The sequence below is a fragment of the Acinetobacter sp. S4400-12 genome (assembly GCF_024129495.1).
GTDB lineage: Bacteria > Pseudomonadota > Gammaproteobacteria > Pseudomonadales > Moraxellaceae > Acinetobacter > Acinetobacter lwoffii_C.
The window spans coordinates 22232-41156 of record NZ_JAMXYB010000012.1 but is presented as its reverse complement, the minus strand read 5'-3'; the positions used below and the strand labels follow the sequence as shown (position 1 = coordinate 41156).

Sequence of the window (18925 nt, the reverse complement as noted above, 5' to 3'; positions counted from 1 at the left end):
CATGCCATTTAGTACTTATCCTTGTGGGATCAAACACGATGACTGACTTAGTTCAGCAGTTGGCAAAAGAGCTTGCCGTGCGTCCAAATCAAGTCGAAGCTGCCATCAAACTCATTGATGAGGGTGCCAGTGTTCCTTTTATTGCACGTTACCGTAAAGAAGTAACGCAGGGCCTGGACGATACACAATTACGCCAGCTCGATACACGTTTAGCGTATTTGCGTGATTTGTATGAACGCCGTGAAAAGGTCATTGAATCACTCAAAGAACAAGAGAAATTATCTGATGATTTGCTGGCACGGGTAAATGCGGCTGAAACCAAAAATGCCTTGGAAGAAATTTACGCGCCATACCGTCCAAAACGCACCAGTAAGTCGTTTAAGGCCAAAGAAGCCGGTTTAGGTCCTGTTGCAGAGCGCATCTTTACAGAGGAGCTTGATCCTGCGGAAGCACTGGCCGGTTTTAGCCATGCAGATTATCCGGATACGGAAAGTCAGCTGGATGCAATCCAGCATATTCTGATTGATGACTGGGCACAAAATGTTGCGCTGACGGCTGAATTGAAAGCCATGTTTGCGCAAACTGCCGTATTGAAAAGTCTGGTCGCCTCGGATGAGAAAAAAGAAGTCGGTAAAAAATTCCGTGACTACTTCGATTTCTCTGAAAGCCTGAATAAAGTGCCTTCCCATCGTTTACTGGCGATGTTGCGTGGCCGCCAAGAGAATGTCCTGGGTCTTAAGGTCGACGGTGAAGATGATGCGCCTTTGGCACGTATTGAAACCGAGTACAATCTGGACCAGATTCAGCCACCAGCCCGTCAGGACTTCCTGAAACAAACAGCCAAACTGTTCTGGCTCGGTAAAGTTCGCCCCACTATTGAGCACTCATTGCTGACTGAAAAACGTCTGGCAGCTGAAGCTGAAGCCATGCAGGTGTTTGCTGAAAACCTGCGTCATCTGCTGCTTTCCGCTCCGGCAGGTGCACGTACCACATTAGGTGTCGACCCTGGCATCCGTACGGGTGTAAAACTGGCCGTTGTAAATGAGTCTGGTGATGTACTGGCACATAGCACGATCTATCCATTTGCACCAAAAGAAGATAAAGAAGGTTCATTAACAGAGCTGGCGCGTTTATGCCGTGAGTTCAATGTTGACCTGATTGCAATTGGCAATGGTACAGCCAGCCGTGAAACCGAAGCCTTGGTTGCTGAAATGATGGCAGCGAATAGCGACTTGAAACTGACTCGCGTATCAGTTTCTGAAGCAGGTGCATCGGTGTATTCAGCTTCTGAGCTGGCAGCTCAAGAACTTCCTGATCTGGACGTGACCATTCGTGGCGCAGTGTCGATTGCACGCCGTTTGCAAGATCCTTTAGCCGAACTGGTAAAAATCGATCCTAAATCAATTGGTGTGGGACAGTATCAACATGACGTCAACCAGACCGGCTTGGCCAAAACGCTGGAAGCCGTAGTTGAGGACTGTGTGAACTCGGTGGGCGTAGATGTCAACACGGCATCTGCGGCCATTCTGGGCTATATCGCAGGGCTGAACAAATCCATTGCCCAGCAAATTGTAGAATTCCGTAAGGAAAATGGCCGTTTTGATAACCGTCAGTCTCTAAAACAAGTGCCACGTCTGGGCGAGCGCACGTTTGAACAGGCGGCTGGTTTCTTGCGTATTCAGCAGGGTTCAGAACCATTAGATGCTTCTGCGGTTCACCCTGAATCTTATGCGCTGGTCAGCAAGATGGTGGAAGCAAAAGCAACAACTGTCAAAGACATCATTGGTAATACTGAAATCATTCGTCAAATTAATGCAGAAGAATTTGTCGATGAGCAGTTTGGTCTGCTGACTATTCAGGATGTGCTGGCTGAGCTGGAAAAACCGGGTCGTGACCCGCGTCCAGAGTTCCGCACTGCTAAATTCCGTGATGATATTACTGAAGTGGCGCAATTGACGGAAGGCATGCAGCTTGAAGGTGTGGTGACGAATGTGACCAACTTTGGTGCTTTCGTTGATGTTGGCGTACATCAGGATGGTTTGGTACACATTTCTGAACTTGCCAATAAATTTGTTGCAGATCCGCACAAGGTGGTGAAGCCCGGTCAGATTGTTCAGGTCCGTGTGTTAAATGTAGATGCTGAACGTAACCGTGTGAATCTGTCGATGCGTCCTGAAGGTTCTGAAGCGCCAAAAGCACCACGCCAGCCACGCCGTGACAATGAGCAGCGCGGTGAGCGTAAGCCACAAGGCAAACGTCCACAGCATGCACGTCCGCAAGCTGAGCGTCCTCAGGGCAAGAAACCGCAAGCGGCTAAACCACAAGAGCAAAAGATCGGTGGTTTGGGTGCGCTGTTATTACAAGCCGGAATTAAAGGTTCGAAGTAACCTTTAAGTTTGACAAAAAACCTCCCCATCGGGAGGTTTTTTTATTGGAACATTGTTATGAATTAACCATCGGTACAATCCAGCTGGTAATAATCAATAAAATACCGAGATGGCCCAGCTTTCGGGTCACATAGACCAGCTTGGATGGCGGCTGTTCCAGCTGTTTGGCATACTCTTCCATGCTAATGCTTTGTTTACCGCGACTGGTAAATAAAAATACGCCCAGATCAATACAGATCAGAATCGTACCAATATCAGCCACCAGTTCCATCAGCTCAAACTGCTGGGTGTATAACGACATGCTAACGCTATAAATCAGATAAAGACCAAAAGCCAAACAGGCATATTGCAGGACCACTAAAAACTTCTGCATAAATCTCAACAGTTCAAAAAATTAAAGTAATTATACAAATAATTTGGGCAGACCGTGACCATTACAAGTTTTGGATCACAGCGGCAAAATTCTGCTTTTCCACCAGTTCTAGAAATTCATCTCCAAGTCGCTGACTTTCAACAATACATTGTTTCCACAGCTGAATCCGCTGAGCTTGGTCCAAACCTTTTAAGCTGAAATCTTTACGATCTGGCAGACGGCCGAGCGGTAAACTTTGCAGATATTCCTGAGAGGGTGAAATCAGCAAGGTACGAGCCTGATTTTCCGGATGTGCAGTACGTTTAAACAGTTTATCGAACCAGCCCGGCGTAATACTGTCGGTAAAATGTGGATACAGCACAATCCCCTTGCTTTGGAAAGGCAGGTCAATGTGATAATCAATCAGGCCACCATCGCGATAATAGCCTTGCGGTGCATCTGGAATATTATTCACCGCTGCCATCACCCCCGGAATGGAGGCAGATGCCATCAGCCAGGGCAACACACTCTGTTCAGTCAGCGTATGATAGTGGGTGGTAAATCCATCATCGGCAATTTTAAACTGTTCTCCAAGATTTGGCTGGCTAATCACACGTTGCATAAAATGACGGCTATGCCTGCGTGCGACCGCCGTTGTGCCAACAATTCCAGCCACAGAAGCCAGCAGGGGCAAGGCTTTGTCACTCTGGAAAATATGCTGGGCTTTAATCGACAAGACAGTCAGATGATAGTCCGGATGATTGACCAGATCGGCTTCTTTGCCTTGGACCAGCTCTAGCAGCATGCCTCGACAAATGTCACTGATCTCCTGACGGGTCATTTTCTTGTGAAAATAGAGATGGGTATAGAGTTCTGCAAGACGCTCAGTGCCTGCTTTGGCTCCCCAGGCAGCTACACTGGCAAAACGCCAGCTGCCAATAGATGAACCGACCAAGGTTCTACGCTGTGGTGCCCGTGAAAAAAACTCACCAAAAATCGCCTGATCCAGCCCCTGAATGCCGAGACCTTTCGGTCCACCTGCAGCACCTGGCACAATATCGACCTGTTCGGGTTGCAAACCTTCTTTCAGAATCAGCTCACGTGCCTGATGCCCAGCGCGGATTTTCAGGGCAGGCGCATGTTTTTGTAAAATCTGCATAGAGGTTCAACCCATGTTCGACCAGTGAGGGCTTATTTTAAGTCTCTACTGCTAGGACCCAATGGCAAGATATACCCTAAGGTGACTTTGCAGTCATGGTATCGGGCTAATCTCAGTCTGCATGAGTTCTTGATTGCGTCAATGTAAAAAACGCAGGTTAAATGACATAATCAAAAGCGTGGTTATAGGATAGCTTGGCCAGTAAAAAGCCTGAATTAGAAATAAACAGCCTGCAATACCTATCCATATTTTTAAAGCTAGTATTAGCTGTGTTTGTCGTAGACAGAATAGAAATAACAACGGAAGCAGGTTAAAGCTGACAATGAGCCAGAAATAGTCACTATGAATCAGGCGGTAGAATGTGGTATTGGCAGCAGGGGACCATGCAAGCCAATGGGCTGTTTGGTTGAGATAGAAAAAATCTCTCTCCATGTCGGGAAGCTGTAAAGTAGTGCAGTGAGAAAGGTTTTTTGTCTATTCTGGCGATACAATGCCCATAAAAAACTATATTTCATTTGGATATTCTTGTTTTATTTTTTCAATAATTTAAGCATAAAAAAGCCTGACGAATCAGGCTATTTAAAAAATTATTTCGAAATTCGCCAGACTGCCAGAACACTCGCTAGCACAATCAGAAGCACCGACACAAACCATGGTGAAATAATCGCAATCGACAGCAGAATGGCCATGATACTGCCAAACATCCAGCTACGTTTTTGCTGAAGTTCCATTTGCAGGCGCATACTTTGCAATTCATTGAGCTGTTTGGCATGCCAGGCCGACTGGTTTTTCAGACCATTCAGGCTGTCGATCATCAGGGTCGGTAAATCCTGTGCGCCTAACAGCAGATCCGGAATTTTTTGACCGAGTTCTTTCAGATTTTTCTGCGGATTCATCTGGGCCTTGATCCAGTCTGTCAGGATCGGTTTGGCCAGACTCCAGATATCCAGTTCCGGATACAGATCGGTACCCAGACCTTCCACATGTACCAGCGTTTTTAACAGCAGCATCAGCTGTGGTGGAATTTCCAGATGGAAACGGCGTGCAATATCCATGACTTCAATCAGAATACCGGCAAAGTCCAGCTCATGCATTGGCTTGGACACCATTGGACCCACAGTACGGCGCATTTCACGGGCTAGCGCATCCTGATCAGTACCCGGTGGAATCCAGTCTGCCTGATGTACAATCTGGATCAGCTGCATAAAGTCACTATTCATGACGGCTAGCAGCATGCGCGCCACGGTCATCTGGTCATGCTTGGACAGCTCGCCCATAATCGCACAGTCCAGGGCGATAAAGCGCGGATTGCTCGGATTGATGGTTTCGACAAAGACATTGCCCGGATGCATGTCGGCATGGAAAAAGTTATCGCGAAAGACTTGAGTAAAGAAGATGGTCAGGCCTTTACGTGCCAGATCAGCACGGTCCATGCCCAACCGGTCAAAGGTCGCAATATCTGAAATCGGTACCCCGGTAATGCGCTCCGCCACCAGCACATCTTTACTATCCATATAGACTTCAGGCACGTACATCATGCTGGAGCCAGTAAAATAATGCCGCATGCGGCGGGTGTTGTCAGCTTCCAGCGTCAGATCCAGCTCATTTAAAATAATCTGGCGATAGTCCTGAATAATTTCGGACAGATGCAAGGCACGTGCTGCTTCGAGACGCTTTTCCAGTGCATCGCCGAGCCATTGCAAAATCTCAAAATCCTGTAAAATCTGCTGGCGGATATTGGGGCGGGTAACCTTGACGATGACTTCACGGCCATCATGCAGGGCAGCGGTATGGACCTGTGCAATCGAGGCAGCTGCCAGTGGCTGGATATCAAAACGGGCGAACAGGGTATTTACATCCGCCTTTAAGGACTCCTGAATCCGCATCTTGGCGACTTCATTATCAAAAGGCTTGACCCGATCCTGCAGTAAAACCAGTTGTTGCAAGACTTCAGGCGGAATCAGGTCACGGCGGGTTGACAGTAGCTGACCGAGCTTGATCGCCAGAGGCCCCATTTCTTCCAGTGCCAGTTTCAGCTTGAGCGGATTTTTACGCTCCTTGCTGGACCAGGCCGCCGGATGCATGCGGATGATTGACAGGACATGCCGGGCTTTTTCTGGAAGCTCTTCCGCAGGAAACAACGTGTCGAGTCTATAGTGCGCGGCGATGCGCCAAAGTTCGCGTAAACGTGAAACATGCGGAATCATAAAGCGGTGTACCTAGTCGGATGTAGAGTTATGTGGAGCATCAATCTGCTGTTGAAGCTGGCGAATCCTGGCTTCAACGCGATCTAAATTCTGGTTCAGGATACGGGTATCCTGATTTAAGTCATCCATTTGCCAGCGTGGAGCAAATAAACCACTGTCTTCTTTTAATGTGTCTTCAGCAAAGAATAGCTTGCTCTGCAAGGCGCGTTTGACATATTGGGGCGCTAGTTGCAGTTTACCCAGCTCATGGGCCAGAGTCGGGCCAATCCAGGGGCTCAGGTGAGCAGCGAGATCAGGTTCCGCCTGCTGTATGATGCGCTGGATTTCCTGCAGAAGTTTATAGTCGCCCTGTAGCGGAATATTGCCGATGTCATCGGATACCAACAGGCTGAACAGTTCCACCATATTCTTGACGTTTAGCGTCGCTGTTGCCTCTACGAGGCTAGACGTTTGCGCGTCAAAAGGGCGCTGCTCAAAAATAGAAGGCTGTTCAGCATGTCCGGTTGCAGTGGCTTCTAAGCGAACCTTGCCTTCATCAAAGCATACATCTACCGAAAGCTGTGGTGATGCAATGACCACACGCAGCATTTTACCGGCTAGCGCATTGGTCTGAATGCGAGTAATGCCATCCAGATCAATCATCTGATGAATCACGCGTTCAATTGCCCCTAGGGCGAGAATTGACCACATTGGCATAGCCTCTTAGAGTTTGAAACCACGGTGAACGGCCACAATACCGCCAGTCAGGTTGTGGTAATCACAGTTCTGGAAGCCGGCATTTTCCATCATGCCTTTCAGGGTGCGCTGGTCTGGATGCATGCGAATTGATTCAGCAAGGTATTTATAACTTTCTGAATCATTTGCCACGATTTTACCCATGATCGGTAAAGCGGTGAATGAATACAGGTCATACAGTTTTGAAAATGGCTCAAAGACTGGTTTAGAAAACTCCAGAATCAACAGACGGCCGCCTGGCTTAAGCACGCGGTACATCGCTGCCAGTGCTGCATCTTTGTCAGTCACGTTACGCAGACCAAATGAAATGGTCAGCAGATCAAAGCTGTTGTCTGCAAAGGGTTCCAGAGTTTCAGCATTGGCCAGAACAAAGTCGACATTGGTACAGCCGGCATCGATCAGACGGTCACGGCCAACATTCAGCATGGATTCATTAATATCAGAGAGTACTACATGGCCGGTTGGGCCAACCTCGCGGCTGAAAACTTTAGCCAGATCACCCGTACCGCCTGCAATATCCAGCACATGCTGACCACGGCGTACCCCCGACATATTAATTGCAAAACGTTTCCACAGACGGTGAATACCAAAAGACATCAGGTCATTCATGATGTCGTATTTGCTGGCAACCGAATGGAAGACTTCCGCCACTTTCTGGGCTTTTTCATCACTGTTGACAGTCTGATAACCAAAGTGCGTGGTCGAACCGACATTGCCGGTATTGGCGCCGCGTGGCAGATTGTACTTAGGTACTGTTGAGGTCACCGGGGTATCGGTCAGGCGTTGTTCGAGGGATTGTTGCTGACCTTGCGGGGTGCCTTGAGGAAGAGTTTCAGTTAAGAATGGACTCACTTTGTCTGTCTGTTGTGCCGACTCGGGGGTAGGGGCAGGTGTTGGATTTTCATTCGACATGGGAGTCACTCCTAACATAGTCATCGGGTTAATCTTATATTGACTGCATAATGACAGATTCTAAGATGTTATTCAGCATTCATCATGCAATTGTTATGAATAATATACAGAAAAATGAGCAAGTCAGCTGAAATCTTTCGGGTGCATGATCACGCTATCTTCTTGTAGGATGACGGCCTGCTCTGGGCAAAAGGATGACTTTTAGTCCGAGGGCAGGCAAGTCTCAGTGCTGCTTGATCTGGTGAAAAATAACGCTTATTGAAAGGGCCGCAGATCGCCAGCATGCACCCGGTCAATGATATGACGTTCGCCTTGGGTAAAGTCACGGACAAACTGTTCAGCGGACTTTAACGGTTTCATGGCCAGGAAACCTTCCTGCATAAATTCATACATGACCTGAAAATTATATTTATTTGCTGCACCTTTACACATTTTAAAGGCCGTATAGACCATAAAGGAGCGCATGTATTTATCCAGGCTATGACCCAGCTGGTCCAGCAGTTCCAGCTGTTTTAAACGCGCCTGTGCCTGATCCAGCTTTATATAAGCCAATCGCATCATCTCATCATTCAGCGGGGTATCCGCCGGATAGTCTTTCAACAGCTGGATGGCCACCTGCTCATCTAGTTGCACCGCCAGAATCGCCAGTTCAACCCCCAATGTACCAGTTTTAATGGCATTTTCCGGAATAACTTTTTCAGCTTTATGGGCATATTTCATCAGGCGTTTAATTTGTGTGGCCAGCGCATCAAAGTCCGGTCCGCCATAAAGCCGGTTGAGAAAATAGTCGGCCATCAGCTGGTTCTGCTTTGCTGAAAAATGGGTTTGATGGCTATGCTGCATCCGGGTTTTCTGCCATGCCTGTACATCCTGTAAGCGGCTTAAAATTTCGGACTGACGATGGTAGCTCAGCTGATCATAACGTTCTAATAACTCATCAAGTGCGGCAAGTTTGGACATGATAGTTCAGATATTTTTTTACGATGTCAGAATCTTAGAGGGTGTTGAAGGATCTCGCCATGACAAATTGACCAATGAAACCTGATTTACAGGTCAATTCGCTGTTTAAACAATCAAACTAATCGTGTGAAAAACGTTGCTGGCCCTGTTTGAGTGGAAAAGTTCCCCGTTATACTGCCTACAAGAAGAAGAGAAAAGGGCTCAGTATGGATTTAGAACAATCGCCTTTTCAGCTTATGGATGAAGACCAGTTATCCCTCCAGCTGATTGATGCACAATACAATTTAAAAAATACCCAAGGCGGAAAGAATGCCAAAAGTGTACTGGTCCTGGTGAATGGGATAGAGCTGGCCGGTAAAGGGGAGGCAGTCAAACAGCTGCGTGAGTGGGTCGATCCGCGTTATCTAGGGGTAAAAGCAGACCGACCCTTGATGCTGCATAACAAACAACCTTTCTGGCAGCCTTATGTACGCTTTATTCCGGCGGAAGGTCAGCTTATGGTGATGTTTGGTACCTGGTATAGCGACCTGATTAGTACGGCAATGCAGCCGACACAGCCCATCAGTGAGGCCAAATTTGATGCTTATATTGATGAGATGCGCGCTTTTGAACAGGATCTGAAAAACAATCACGTGGATGTGGTCAAAATCTGGATTGACCTGTCGTGGCAGGTGTTGCAAGCCCGTCTGGATCAGATTGAGCCCAGCGAGTTGCGCTGGCATAAATTGCATGGACTGGACTGGCGTAACAAGAAGCAATATGACACTGTGCAGGAGCTGCGCCAGCGCTTTAGCGATGACTGGCTGATTATTGACGGTGCAGATGAAAAACAGCGTGATCAGCAGTTTGCCCAGGCCATTTTGAATGCTTTAAAGAATTGTCCGGCGCACCCGAAGAGAGCCCCCGGCAGATGGCAGCAAGCTAAAACTCCAGAGCGGTTAAAATCACCTGAGCAACGCCTTGCCGAAGCGGAAGATTATAAGCCAGAACTTAAAAAGCTGACTTCCAGGGTTGCCAGTGCCTTACGTGATGATCCGCGCAATGTCCTGATCCTGTTTGAGGGTATAGATGCAGCCGGTAAAGGCGGGGCCATCAAGCGGATTGTGAAAAAACTTGATCCACGTGAGTATGAAATTTATACCATCGCGGCACCAGAAAAATATGAACTCAGCCGTCCATATTTATGGCGTTTCTGGACCAAGTTACAAACCGATGATGATATCTGTATTCTGGATCGTTCCTGGTATGGCCGGGTACTGGTCGAGCGGGTGGAGGGTTTGGCCAGTGCGGTTGAGTGGCAACGGGCCTATGGGGAAATTAACCACTTTGAACAGAGTCTGGTCGAACATCAGACTGTCATTATCAAAATCTGGCTGGCCATTTCCAAAGAAGAGCAGGCGGCGCGTTTCAAGGCACGTGAAGAAACTCCGCATAAACGTTTTAAAATTACCGAAGAAGACTGGCGTAACCGGGAGCAATGGGAAAACTATCTGAAAGCCGCTGCAGACATGTTTGAGCGGACTTCAACCGAACTTGCGCCTTGGCATATTATTGCCACTGACGATAAAAACACCGCTCGGATCGAAGTCTTAAAGGCCATTTTAAAACAACTTCAGGCAGAATCGTCTGCCTGAAGTTGTAGGTGGGCAGGGAAATAATCCTTGCTCTTTCTCACTCTTCATTTTATTTATTTTGAGCAATCTGTTTTTGCTGGATATTTTTAGCAGTACGATAACAGTCGTTGACATGTGCTTCCGCAATTTTCTTCATGATGAGATAACCCAAGCTGGCCGCAACCAGTTGACCACCCAAGGGGATGAATTTTGTGACTTGCTTTGTGATCACTTTCGCTGCAACATTATTCAACGATTTTTTGACCGCGGTCCGTGCCACCACCAGACCGGAAAACTCAACTCCGCGTTTACGTAGTTCCTGCCAGTGGACTTGACGGGTTTTAGCATCATAGACACTGATCTGATCGGGTGCCAGGCCGAAACGAGCATTGATCTCGGGAATCAGTTGCGACAAGATACCGACATCAATCACCACATCCAGAAATGGAACGGGAATTACGGCTGCACCGGCCGAACAGTAGGCGCGTTTTTTGACGATCTCTAAACATTCATTGCGGATCCGGTCCAGATCGAGGCTCGGATCAATACGGTCAGGAATTTTATCTAATTTCATGGGGGCTACCTTAAAGCTGTATGTTGTTTTTTTCTATTCAAACATCAATAAGATGCTTTTTTCAAAGAAATTTTTGAGCAAAATATGGGTTTTAAAGTCGCATAGACCAGTCGCGAAGTATAGTAAATAATCTTTATTGTTTTGTACTAAGGCTGCATTTTTTTATATTCAGGGGAAGCCATGGCAATTCATGTTATTCAGAGTCAACGTATTGATGTACTTTTGGATAGTATGCTGCGTATTGTCAATCAGGCAGCACAAAATCCGTTCGAGGTGTTACAGCCGCGACATTTTATTGTGCCATCACCGGCGGTGGAAGCCTGGCTGACCCAGAAAATTGCCGAAAAAAAGGGGATCAGTGCCAATACCCAGTTTCATCACCGCATTCGTGCCTTTCAATGGAGTTCCTATCAGTGGGTGCTGAACAGTCCTAAGGAAGTTGAACAGGTGCGTGAGGCCAACATTCCCCGGATTATCATCAAGTGGCGGATGTTTCAGGCTCTACGTAAATATATTTTACCCGCTGAGATATGTTTGGACGTAGACCATCCGCTGTATTCGATTATCAAGCGGATCTATGACAGTGCTGACCGTCTGGAGCAGGGCACCGAAAAACAGCTGAAAAAGCAGAGCATGTTGTACTGGGTGGCCGAACAGGTATCGCGTCTGTTTAGCCATTATATGGACTATCGCGGTTATTGCACACGTGGCTGTCCTCCCCAGCAATGCAGCTGCCCGACGAACTGGTTGCAGGCCTGGGGACAGGATATTGCCCTGGACGTTGAACAGATGATCTATATGCCAAAGGATGAAAACGGGCAGGTCATTCCAGTCGGGGATTTTGTCAAAATCCAGGCACGTGAGCTGGAAGCCTGGCAGCGCTGGTTATGGCAGCATGTGTTTCAGGAGGATTATGCCAAGATTCTGGACATTGAGCGGCTATACTGGGAACGGCTGGAAAATCCGGAATCTCAGGCTGAGGTATTGAAGCGTTTGCCCGCTCAAGTGGTGGTCTTTAGTTTGCTGGAACTGCCGCCAGGCCAGCTGGATTTCTTGCGCCGTCTGGGCCAATACATTGATATTTATATTTTCCATTTTAACCCTTCACAGGAATACTGGGCTGATAGTGTTGACCCCGACTGGAAGGCGCGTTATGACCTCGGCGTGCAGGAACGCTTTATCCGTAAATATGAGCAGAGCCGGGGACACAAGCCAAGTGATGAAGAAATCCAGCATTTTTTTAATGCATTTCAGTTGAATTTCAATGCCGAAGACCGTGAGTCCCGTCATCCCTTGCTGACCCGTTTTGGCAAGCAGGCCCGCGATCACTTCTCACTTCTGTCCAAACTGTCCTCGGGCGAAGAGGGGCTTTGGGCGGATGCCTTTGTGGATGAATATCAAGATTGCTTATTGGCCAAGTTACAGTCCGATATCCTGTATCTGCTGGAACCTGAAAAACATCAGTATCCGCTCAAACCTGAAGATGATTCACTACAAATTCATGTCTGTCATTCTTCCTTGCGCCAGCTGGAAGTTCTGAAAGAGCAGATGATTCATTGGCTGGCTCAGGGGACGGAAGAAAAGCCGCGCCAACCGAGTGATATTCTGGTGCTGGCTCCTAATCTGAAAGAACTGGAACCCGCGATTCGTAGTGTGTTTGCGCCACCACCGCGCGAACGTGAGCCAGGCAGTACCAGACTGCAAAAAGACAGCCTGTATTTACCGATCCAGATTGCCGGTGTATCGCGTCTGGATGTCAGCAATGCCTGGCGCGCAGTCTTAGGCCGGATTCAGCTGGTGCATCAGCGTTTTAGTATTGAAGATTTTGCCGACTGGCTGAGCTTGAACGCTACCCAGCAGCGTTATGCACTGGACTATAGTCAGGTCGAGCGCATGTTGCAGCTGCTCGCTGAGGCTGGCTTTAAGCGTGGGCTGGACCAGCAGCATTTACAGCAAAGCCTGAGCAGTGGGGATGAAGATTACCGTTACAGTTTTAAATTCGCTCTAGACCGTCTGGCTTTGGGTATGGCAATGCCCGAGCATCGCCTGTTTCAGGACACCTTGAGCTATGCTCAGGTGTTAAGCAGTGATTTCCCTTTAATTGCAACGCTTATTCAGATTTATCAGGATCTAGTGCAGCGTCGGGACTGGCTGATGCTGCATGAGCAAGGGCAGCGTACGCCGGTGAAAACCTGGCTGGAATATTTATGGAATGATCTGAATGAATTTCGGGAGGCGGGGGTAGACGCCCTGAAAACCGTGGCCGAAATTATTGACAAGCAGCTGCGGATGCTGACCTTGGCGGATTATCACGATCAGGATGATTTATATGCCAGTCAGGAACTGGTCGCGCTCAGTCTGCCGCTGCCGTATGTACTGGAAGAAATCCAGAATACGCTCGACATGCAGCTGGAGCAGGCAGAACCCAGCGGGCAGATTACTTTTAGCCAGATCGGTCAAATCCGCCCCTTGCCTTATAAACTGGTGGTCATGCTGAATCTGGATAGCGGCAAGTTTCCGGGCCGGCATCAGAAAGTGCCTTTTGACCTGATGAGCATGCTCAAGCCGCAGCTTGGCGACCGCTCACGTCTGGATGATGAGCAGGGAGCTTTTTTAGATGCCTTGTTACTGGCACAGGAAAATTTATGGCTATTTTATAATGGCTTCGATGTAGATGATGGTGAAGCGCGTGATCCATCCATGGCCTTGCAGGAGCTGATCCAGCATATTGGCCTGATCTGTGAGTCAGAGCAGCCGGATGCTGAAGTCGATGCTATGGTGGAACTCAATGGCCTGACTGTGGCCAAGCATATCCGGCAGCTGTATCATGTCCATCCTTTACAGCCTTTTGACCCGGCCGGATTTACCGTGGCCAGCACACCGCGCTTTCAGGACCAGTGGTTTGCTGTAGCAAAATATATCCGTAACGCTGCCGGCCAGCGCAGCAGCTGGATCAATGCGCACTATCCTGCGCTGGAGCCTCAGGAAGTTCGGGTGCTCAAAGGCGAGGAGTGGATTCGGGACATGATTTTCCCCGCACGCCTATTTTTAAAAAGTGTCGGGATTTTTAGTGTCAAATATGCCGACTTGCCGAGTGCCAGAGAGCCTTTATTATTGAATAAACTGGAACAGTATCAGGTCCGGGATTTTCTGTTACAGCAAGAACAGGAGATCGAGCCGGAGCTAATGCTGGATCGTTTGCCGGTCGGCAAAACCCGTCAGGCTACCTGGCTGAGTAGCCAGCAGGAGCAACAGCGATTGCAGCAGCGCCTGCTTGAGCTGGATAAAGAGCTGACCCCGGTAACTCAGCAGACCTGGAAGTTGAGTTCTGAAATTTTGTTAAATATTACCGTACCGCAAGTGGCGCACAGTGCCTATTGGCTCAGTATGCAATCTTCTTCGGCATCGGAAAAACGCCGGGCACAGGTTTGGCTGGAATATCTGCTGTGGCTGGCTTTTATTCATGATGATGCGCGCGCCCCGGCGATGGAACGTATTGTCATTTTCAGCGATAAAACCCTGAAATTTTCCGGGCTAAGTTCGAGTAAGGCACGTGAGTATTTACAGTTCTGGTTTAAAGCTTGGGAAATTGGACAAAAACAGCCGCTGGTTTTGCCAGCTGAATTATTGATGAAAAAAAACTGGAAGTGGGCTGAAAATGAACACGGGCAGATGACGATTGTCGAAATGCAGGAATTGCTGAACGGTTGGAATAATCGTTATGAAAGTAGCAGGCCTTTGACCAGTGATGAATCTAACCAGCTGCATCAGGACTGGCAGTTTATATTGCAGGATCAGGACCCGGATCAGGCTCTGGAAACGTGCTGTCATCATTTTGCTCATGCCCTGTATGCGCCCATTCATGACCATCTGGAGTGGGTAAAATGAACATGTTGCTGTCAGAAAACCAGAAGCAGAGTGTTTCGACCAATCCAATTCAGGATATGCGTTTTCATGGCCTCCACTGGATTGAGGCTTCGGCGGGGACAGGGAAAACCTATACTTTATCCAGTTTGATGGTGCGGATTTTTCTGGACCAGTATTATCCGCATCAGGTGATAGCAACCACCTTTACCCGTAAGGCCACCGCTGAACTGAAAAACCGGGTGCGCTTAAGAGTCGAAGAAACCTTAGCTTATATTCAGCGCCATCAGCAGCTGAATTCGGTTCAGCTGGCTGCTCAACTGGAACGTGAAAATGATCCGCTGTTCCAGCAAGTCTTGAAAGATTATGGTTCACGGATGGACTATGCCCGGCGCCGCTTGCGTCTGGTATTGAACCAGCTGGATGAGTTGTTTGTTGGAACGCTGGACAGTTTTAGCCAGAAGCTATTACGTGAATTTGCCTTTGAAAGCGGCAAGATTGAACGTGCAGAGCTGACGGAAGATCAGGATGCTTATATCCAGCAACTGTTGCATGACGGGTTAAGGGAATGGATTCAGCAGCAGCCACAATATCTCATCAATCATCTCTATTTACAGAACCTGCTAAAACCGGCAGAGCATTATATGGGGCTGGTGCGGGATGCCCTGAATTTTAAGGCCCAACATTTTCAAAAACTTGAAGCAGTCAAGTGGGATCTGGCCGAGCTTGAAGATTGTGTGGGAGGTCTGCTCAGCATCCATGAAGATGATCTGGCGTTATTGCGCCGCTATTGTCAGGACACACCGAAGTATTTTCATAAGAGTTTTTTCACCAAGTTAACAAGTATATGTGAAAATTTTATGACGTGGATGGCAGCAGTCCAGACCCAAGGGGCACTGAGCTTTTTTGATCCCGAGCTTGCGCAGGTATTGTTAGAATTATGCTATTTGCGCCGCAAGAAAACCGACTTTCAGCCCAGTACGCAGGTCTTTAACAAAAGCTGTCCGGAAGCAGAACAGCAGCAGATTCTGCAAAGTCGCCTGATTGTGGCGATTGATCATTTATGTGACATCAAGCAGAAGCTGGATCAGCAGCTCAAGCAATTGACCCAATATCTGGAATTTCATCTGATTCAGAGCGTGCAGACCCGTTTACCGCAAACCTTGCAGAAACAGGGGGAAACCACTTTTTCCCAGCAAATTCGCACGCTAGCCGAAGCCTTACAAGGACAGCAGGGCCAGCGCTTTGCCGAATGTGTACAGGCGCGTTATCCGCTGATTCTGGTCGATGAATTTCAGGATACCAACCAGGATCAGGATGATCTGCTGGCCAAAATCTGGCGTGATGCCAAACGGGTGCAGGCCGGCTGCATGATCATGGTCGGCGACCCGAAACAGGCGATTTATGGTTTCCGCGGCGGAGACATGCTGACCTATAACCAGGCACGTGCGGATGTGCTGCAAAAGCAGGGCCGGATTTACACCCTGATGCAAAACCACCGCTCGGTGAAACCGCTGGTTGAGGTGGTCGATGCGCTATTTCAATGCCAGATGGATTTTGGTGAGCAGGTGCACTATACCCTGATTCAGGCGGGTAGCCGTCCTCATCCGGCGCTGGTTGAAAACCAGCTGGAAAATCCGCATCCCTTGCGCTGGATTCAGCTGGGAGAACAGGATGTAGAAGCCGATCAGGTGGTCTGGAAAATTAGGGAATTGCTGAATCGCTCGGCACAGAAGCAGCTTTATTTTCAGCAGGACCCGCTACAGCCACTGTCCGCTGATGACATTGCCGTGCTGTCTTTTGGTCACTTTCCGCTGGAGCAGGTCAAGCAGCGTCTGCAGCGTATGGGAATTCCCTGCTATAAGGAATCCAGACAAAGTGTTTTTGCCAGCCCGATTGCCCAGGATATTGCTGCGGTTTTAACCGCCATCATGGACCCGTTTAATGAGGCCAAAGTCAAACGCGCACTCTTGACCCGGCTGCTGGGATTTAATCTGAAAAAACTGATTGACCTGCAACAGCAGAGCGAGGGTTTAAATCGCTATATTGCCGATCTGGACAGTATTCGGGAGATGTGGTTCGAGAAAGGCTTTCTTACGGCCTGGACGTATGCGCTGAACCTGTTTCAGGTCTGGACCAATCTGGTGGCCAGTCAGAGTCTGGACAATGAGCGGGTGGTGGTAAATGTCCGCCATCTGACCGACATACTGTGTCAGCAGAGTGAATATTATCAGGGGGCACAAAAGCTGTATCACTGGTATTTGCGCCAGTTGCAGTCTCCTTCCGGCAAAGACAATGAAAAAGAACGCAAGCTGTCGGGAGATCATGGGGTTCAGTTAATGACCATTCATGCCTCCAAGGGACTGGAGTTTAAGGTGGTCTTTTTGCTAGGCGCGGATGCCGCGACTGATATGCATAAAGGAAACCTGAATTTTTCGCTTGCGACTGCAGGTCAGGACAATATACTGGAACAGTCCCGGGTTATTAGGGTCAATCACAAGGATTTGCATGCACAGGCCATTCAGCAAAATGCTGTGCGTAATGCTGCAGAGAATCACCGGCTCTGGTATGTTGCGCTGACCCGGGCCAGCCATCGGGTCTATGCCCTATTGCAAGATCAAAGCGGACAGACTGAGGCAGGTCTGGCGTTCTGGCGTGGACAGGGCGAGGCTGCTTTTCAGCATCCTTACAGCCTGATCGAGCAGCCCTTAAGTCAGGAACCCGTCCGTATTCTGGCGCAGCAGCAAACGCCGCCTGAAATGCAGGCACAGGCTTTGCCGCAGCGGCACTTTTATCCCCGCAGCCGGACCAGCTTTACCGCTTTGGCCCAGCATCAGCTTCGACCTGCTGTGCTCCAGGATGATCTGGTGAACCATGCAGAAGTCGTCGACAGTGCGGCCGATGAAATAGAGATTAACCATCTGGATCAGCTGGCTCAGGAGCCACTGGACTGGCTCAAGCTGAATTTTCCCAAGGGCACCGTTGCCGGAACTTTCCTGCACAGCATTTTTGAGCATCTTGACTTTCAGGATCGCAGCTACTGGAATCTGGAAATGCGTCGCCGTTTTAAAAACACGGCACCGCAGATCTGGCAGGAACTCAAAGAAAAATTCCTGCAGGCATTTCAGCTGCGAGCTTTGCTGGAGCAGGCGTTTGCACAGGATTATCAGCATGCTTGTGTGAATCTAAAGACCTTGTTGACTCAGGTCGCGCAGCACTCGGAGTTTTCGGCAGATACCCTGCAACAGAGTATGCACCGTGTACTTTCCAGTCTGAACTATAAGATTCTGACCGGTATTCGCCTGCATGGCCAGCGTGACAGCTACCGACAGGAATTGCAGTTGTTTTTCAAGTCGGTACAGCATTTGCAACAGGCCGGATTTTTAGCTTTTCTCGGTCAGTTCCAGCCCTGTTTTTCCGAGCTGGATGATGAGCCTTTTATTCAGTTTTTTGAGCAGGAACTTGCACAGCTGAGTGCAGCGGCTTCAACCGTGCCGGTAAATGTTGAGGTTGTTTTTCAGGATGCCTTTCATGCCTTGATGGAGGAAGTTCTGGAAGATATGGTACTGAATCTGATGCATGGTTGGGTTAAGGAAATCCTGTCGACCCCCCTACAGGCTGATTTTGCCTTGGAGCAGTTGCAGGCAAAGGCGTATTTGTCAGAATTTCCATTTTATCTTTCCTTGACCGATGCACCTTTGCAAATCCGCCAGATTCATCAGCTGTTTGCCGAACAGGGCATTGTCATGAGCGAGTTCAATGAGGCCAAATCGGCCCGCTATCTGACCGGCTCAATTGACTTGGTGTATTTTGATGGCCAGCGCTATCATATTGCGGACTATAAAAGTAACTTTCTGGGGCCAGACCAGCAACATTACGCGGCAGAAGCCATTCAGCAGAATATGAGCCAGTCCAGTTACTGGTTGCAGGCCGCTTTATATCTGGTGGCGTTGCACCGTTATCTGTCAGCCAATATGCAGGATTATGCTATACAGCAGCATCTGGGGGGAGCGACTTATCTGTATCTGCGAGGAATGAATGGTCAGGCCGGACAGGGAGCTTATCATTGGCAACCGGACATAGAATTCCTGTTAAAACTGGATCAAATTCTGGGTTACTTTGAACAGCAAAAACGGGCTTAAGGTAGCGATTTTGGAAAATT

Annotated in this window: 11 protein-coding genes; 4 read left to right on the top strand and 7 right to left on the bottom strand. The window is 48.6% G+C overall.

From position 1 onward, the window contains the following. The first annotated feature begins 38 nt into the window (after positions 1-38). Entirely contained in the window at positions 39-2387 is a 2349-nt protein-coding gene (locus NI461_RS07095; protein WP_253156868.1) for a Tex family protein, read from the top strand. A 55-nt stretch (positions 2388-2442) separates the two neighbouring features. Here NI461_RS07095 and NI461_RS07090 read toward each other — a convergent pair whose 3' ends face one another. From NI461_RS07090 to NI461_RS07065, 6 genes are all read right to left on the bottom strand, one after another. Then, on the bottom strand, positions 2443-2760 hold the full coding sequence (locus NI461_RS07090; RefSeq protein ID WP_151205673.1) for a hypothetical protein: 318 nt from the start codon (positions 2758-2760) through the stop codon (positions 2443-2445). Between the two features lie 61 nt (positions 2761-2821). After that, positions 2822-3898, bottom strand: coding sequence for a patatin-like phospholipase family protein (locus NI461_RS07085; RefSeq protein WP_151207392.1), 1077 nt, complete (start codon positions 3896-3898; stop codon positions 2822-2824). 587 nt (positions 3899-4485) lie between these two features. Then, positions 4486-6105, bottom strand: a complete 1620-nt coding sequence (locus NI461_RS07080; protein WP_151207390.1) for an AarF/UbiB family protein — start codon at positions 6103-6105, stop codon at positions 4486-4488. Between the two features lie 12 nt (positions 6106-6117). Continuing rightward, complete coding sequence (locus NI461_RS07075) at positions 6118-6795, bottom strand: SCP2 domain-containing protein (RefSeq protein WP_151207388.1); 678 nt, start codon at positions 6793-6795, stop codon at positions 6118-6120. A gap of 12 nt (positions 6796-6807) precedes the next feature. Continuing rightward, positions 6808-7752 carry a bifunctional demethylmenaquinone methyltransferase/2-methoxy-6-polyprenyl-1,4-benzoquinol methylase UbiE gene (gene ubiE, locus NI461_RS07070; RefSeq protein ID WP_151207386.1) on the bottom strand — a complete coding sequence of 315 codons (945 nt, stop codon included), beginning with the start codon at positions 7750-7752 and terminating at the stop codon, positions 6808-6810. 255 nt (positions 7753-8007) lie between these two features. Next, positions 8008-8712 carry a hypothetical protein gene (locus NI461_RS07065; RefSeq protein WP_151207384.1) on the bottom strand — a complete coding sequence of 235 codons (705 nt, stop codon included), beginning with the start codon at positions 8710-8712 and terminating at the stop codon, positions 8008-8010. Between the two features lie 206 nt (positions 8713-8918). On the opposite strand from NI461_RS07065, the gene NI461_RS07060 reads away from it, so the two are divergent. Next, positions 8919-10346, top strand: coding sequence for a phosphate--AMP phosphotransferase (locus NI461_RS07060; protein ID WP_151207382.1), 1428 nt, complete (start codon positions 8919-8921; stop codon positions 10344-10346). Between the two features lie 49 nt (positions 10347-10395). On the opposite strand, the gene NI461_RS07055 is transcribed toward NI461_RS07060, so the two are convergent. Continuing rightward, on the bottom strand, positions 10396-10899 hold the full coding sequence (locus NI461_RS07055) for a hypothetical protein (RefSeq protein WP_151205391.1): 504 nt from the start codon (positions 10897-10899) through the stop codon (positions 10396-10398). A 180-nt stretch (positions 10900-11079) separates the two neighbouring features. Here NI461_RS07055 and NI461_RS07050 point away from each other — a divergent pair, with 180 nt between their 5' ends. Beyond that, complete coding sequence (locus NI461_RS07050) at positions 11080-14787, top strand: exodeoxyribonuclease V subunit gamma (protein WP_151207380.1); 3708 nt, start codon at positions 11080-11082, stop codon at positions 14785-14787. A gap of 2 nt (positions 14788-14789) precedes the next feature. Continuing rightward, positions 14790-18905, top strand: coding sequence for a UvrD-helicase domain-containing protein (locus NI461_RS07045; protein WP_151207431.1), 4116 nt, complete (start codon positions 14790-14792; stop codon positions 18903-18905). The last annotated feature ends 20 nt before the right edge of the window (positions 18906-18925 follow it).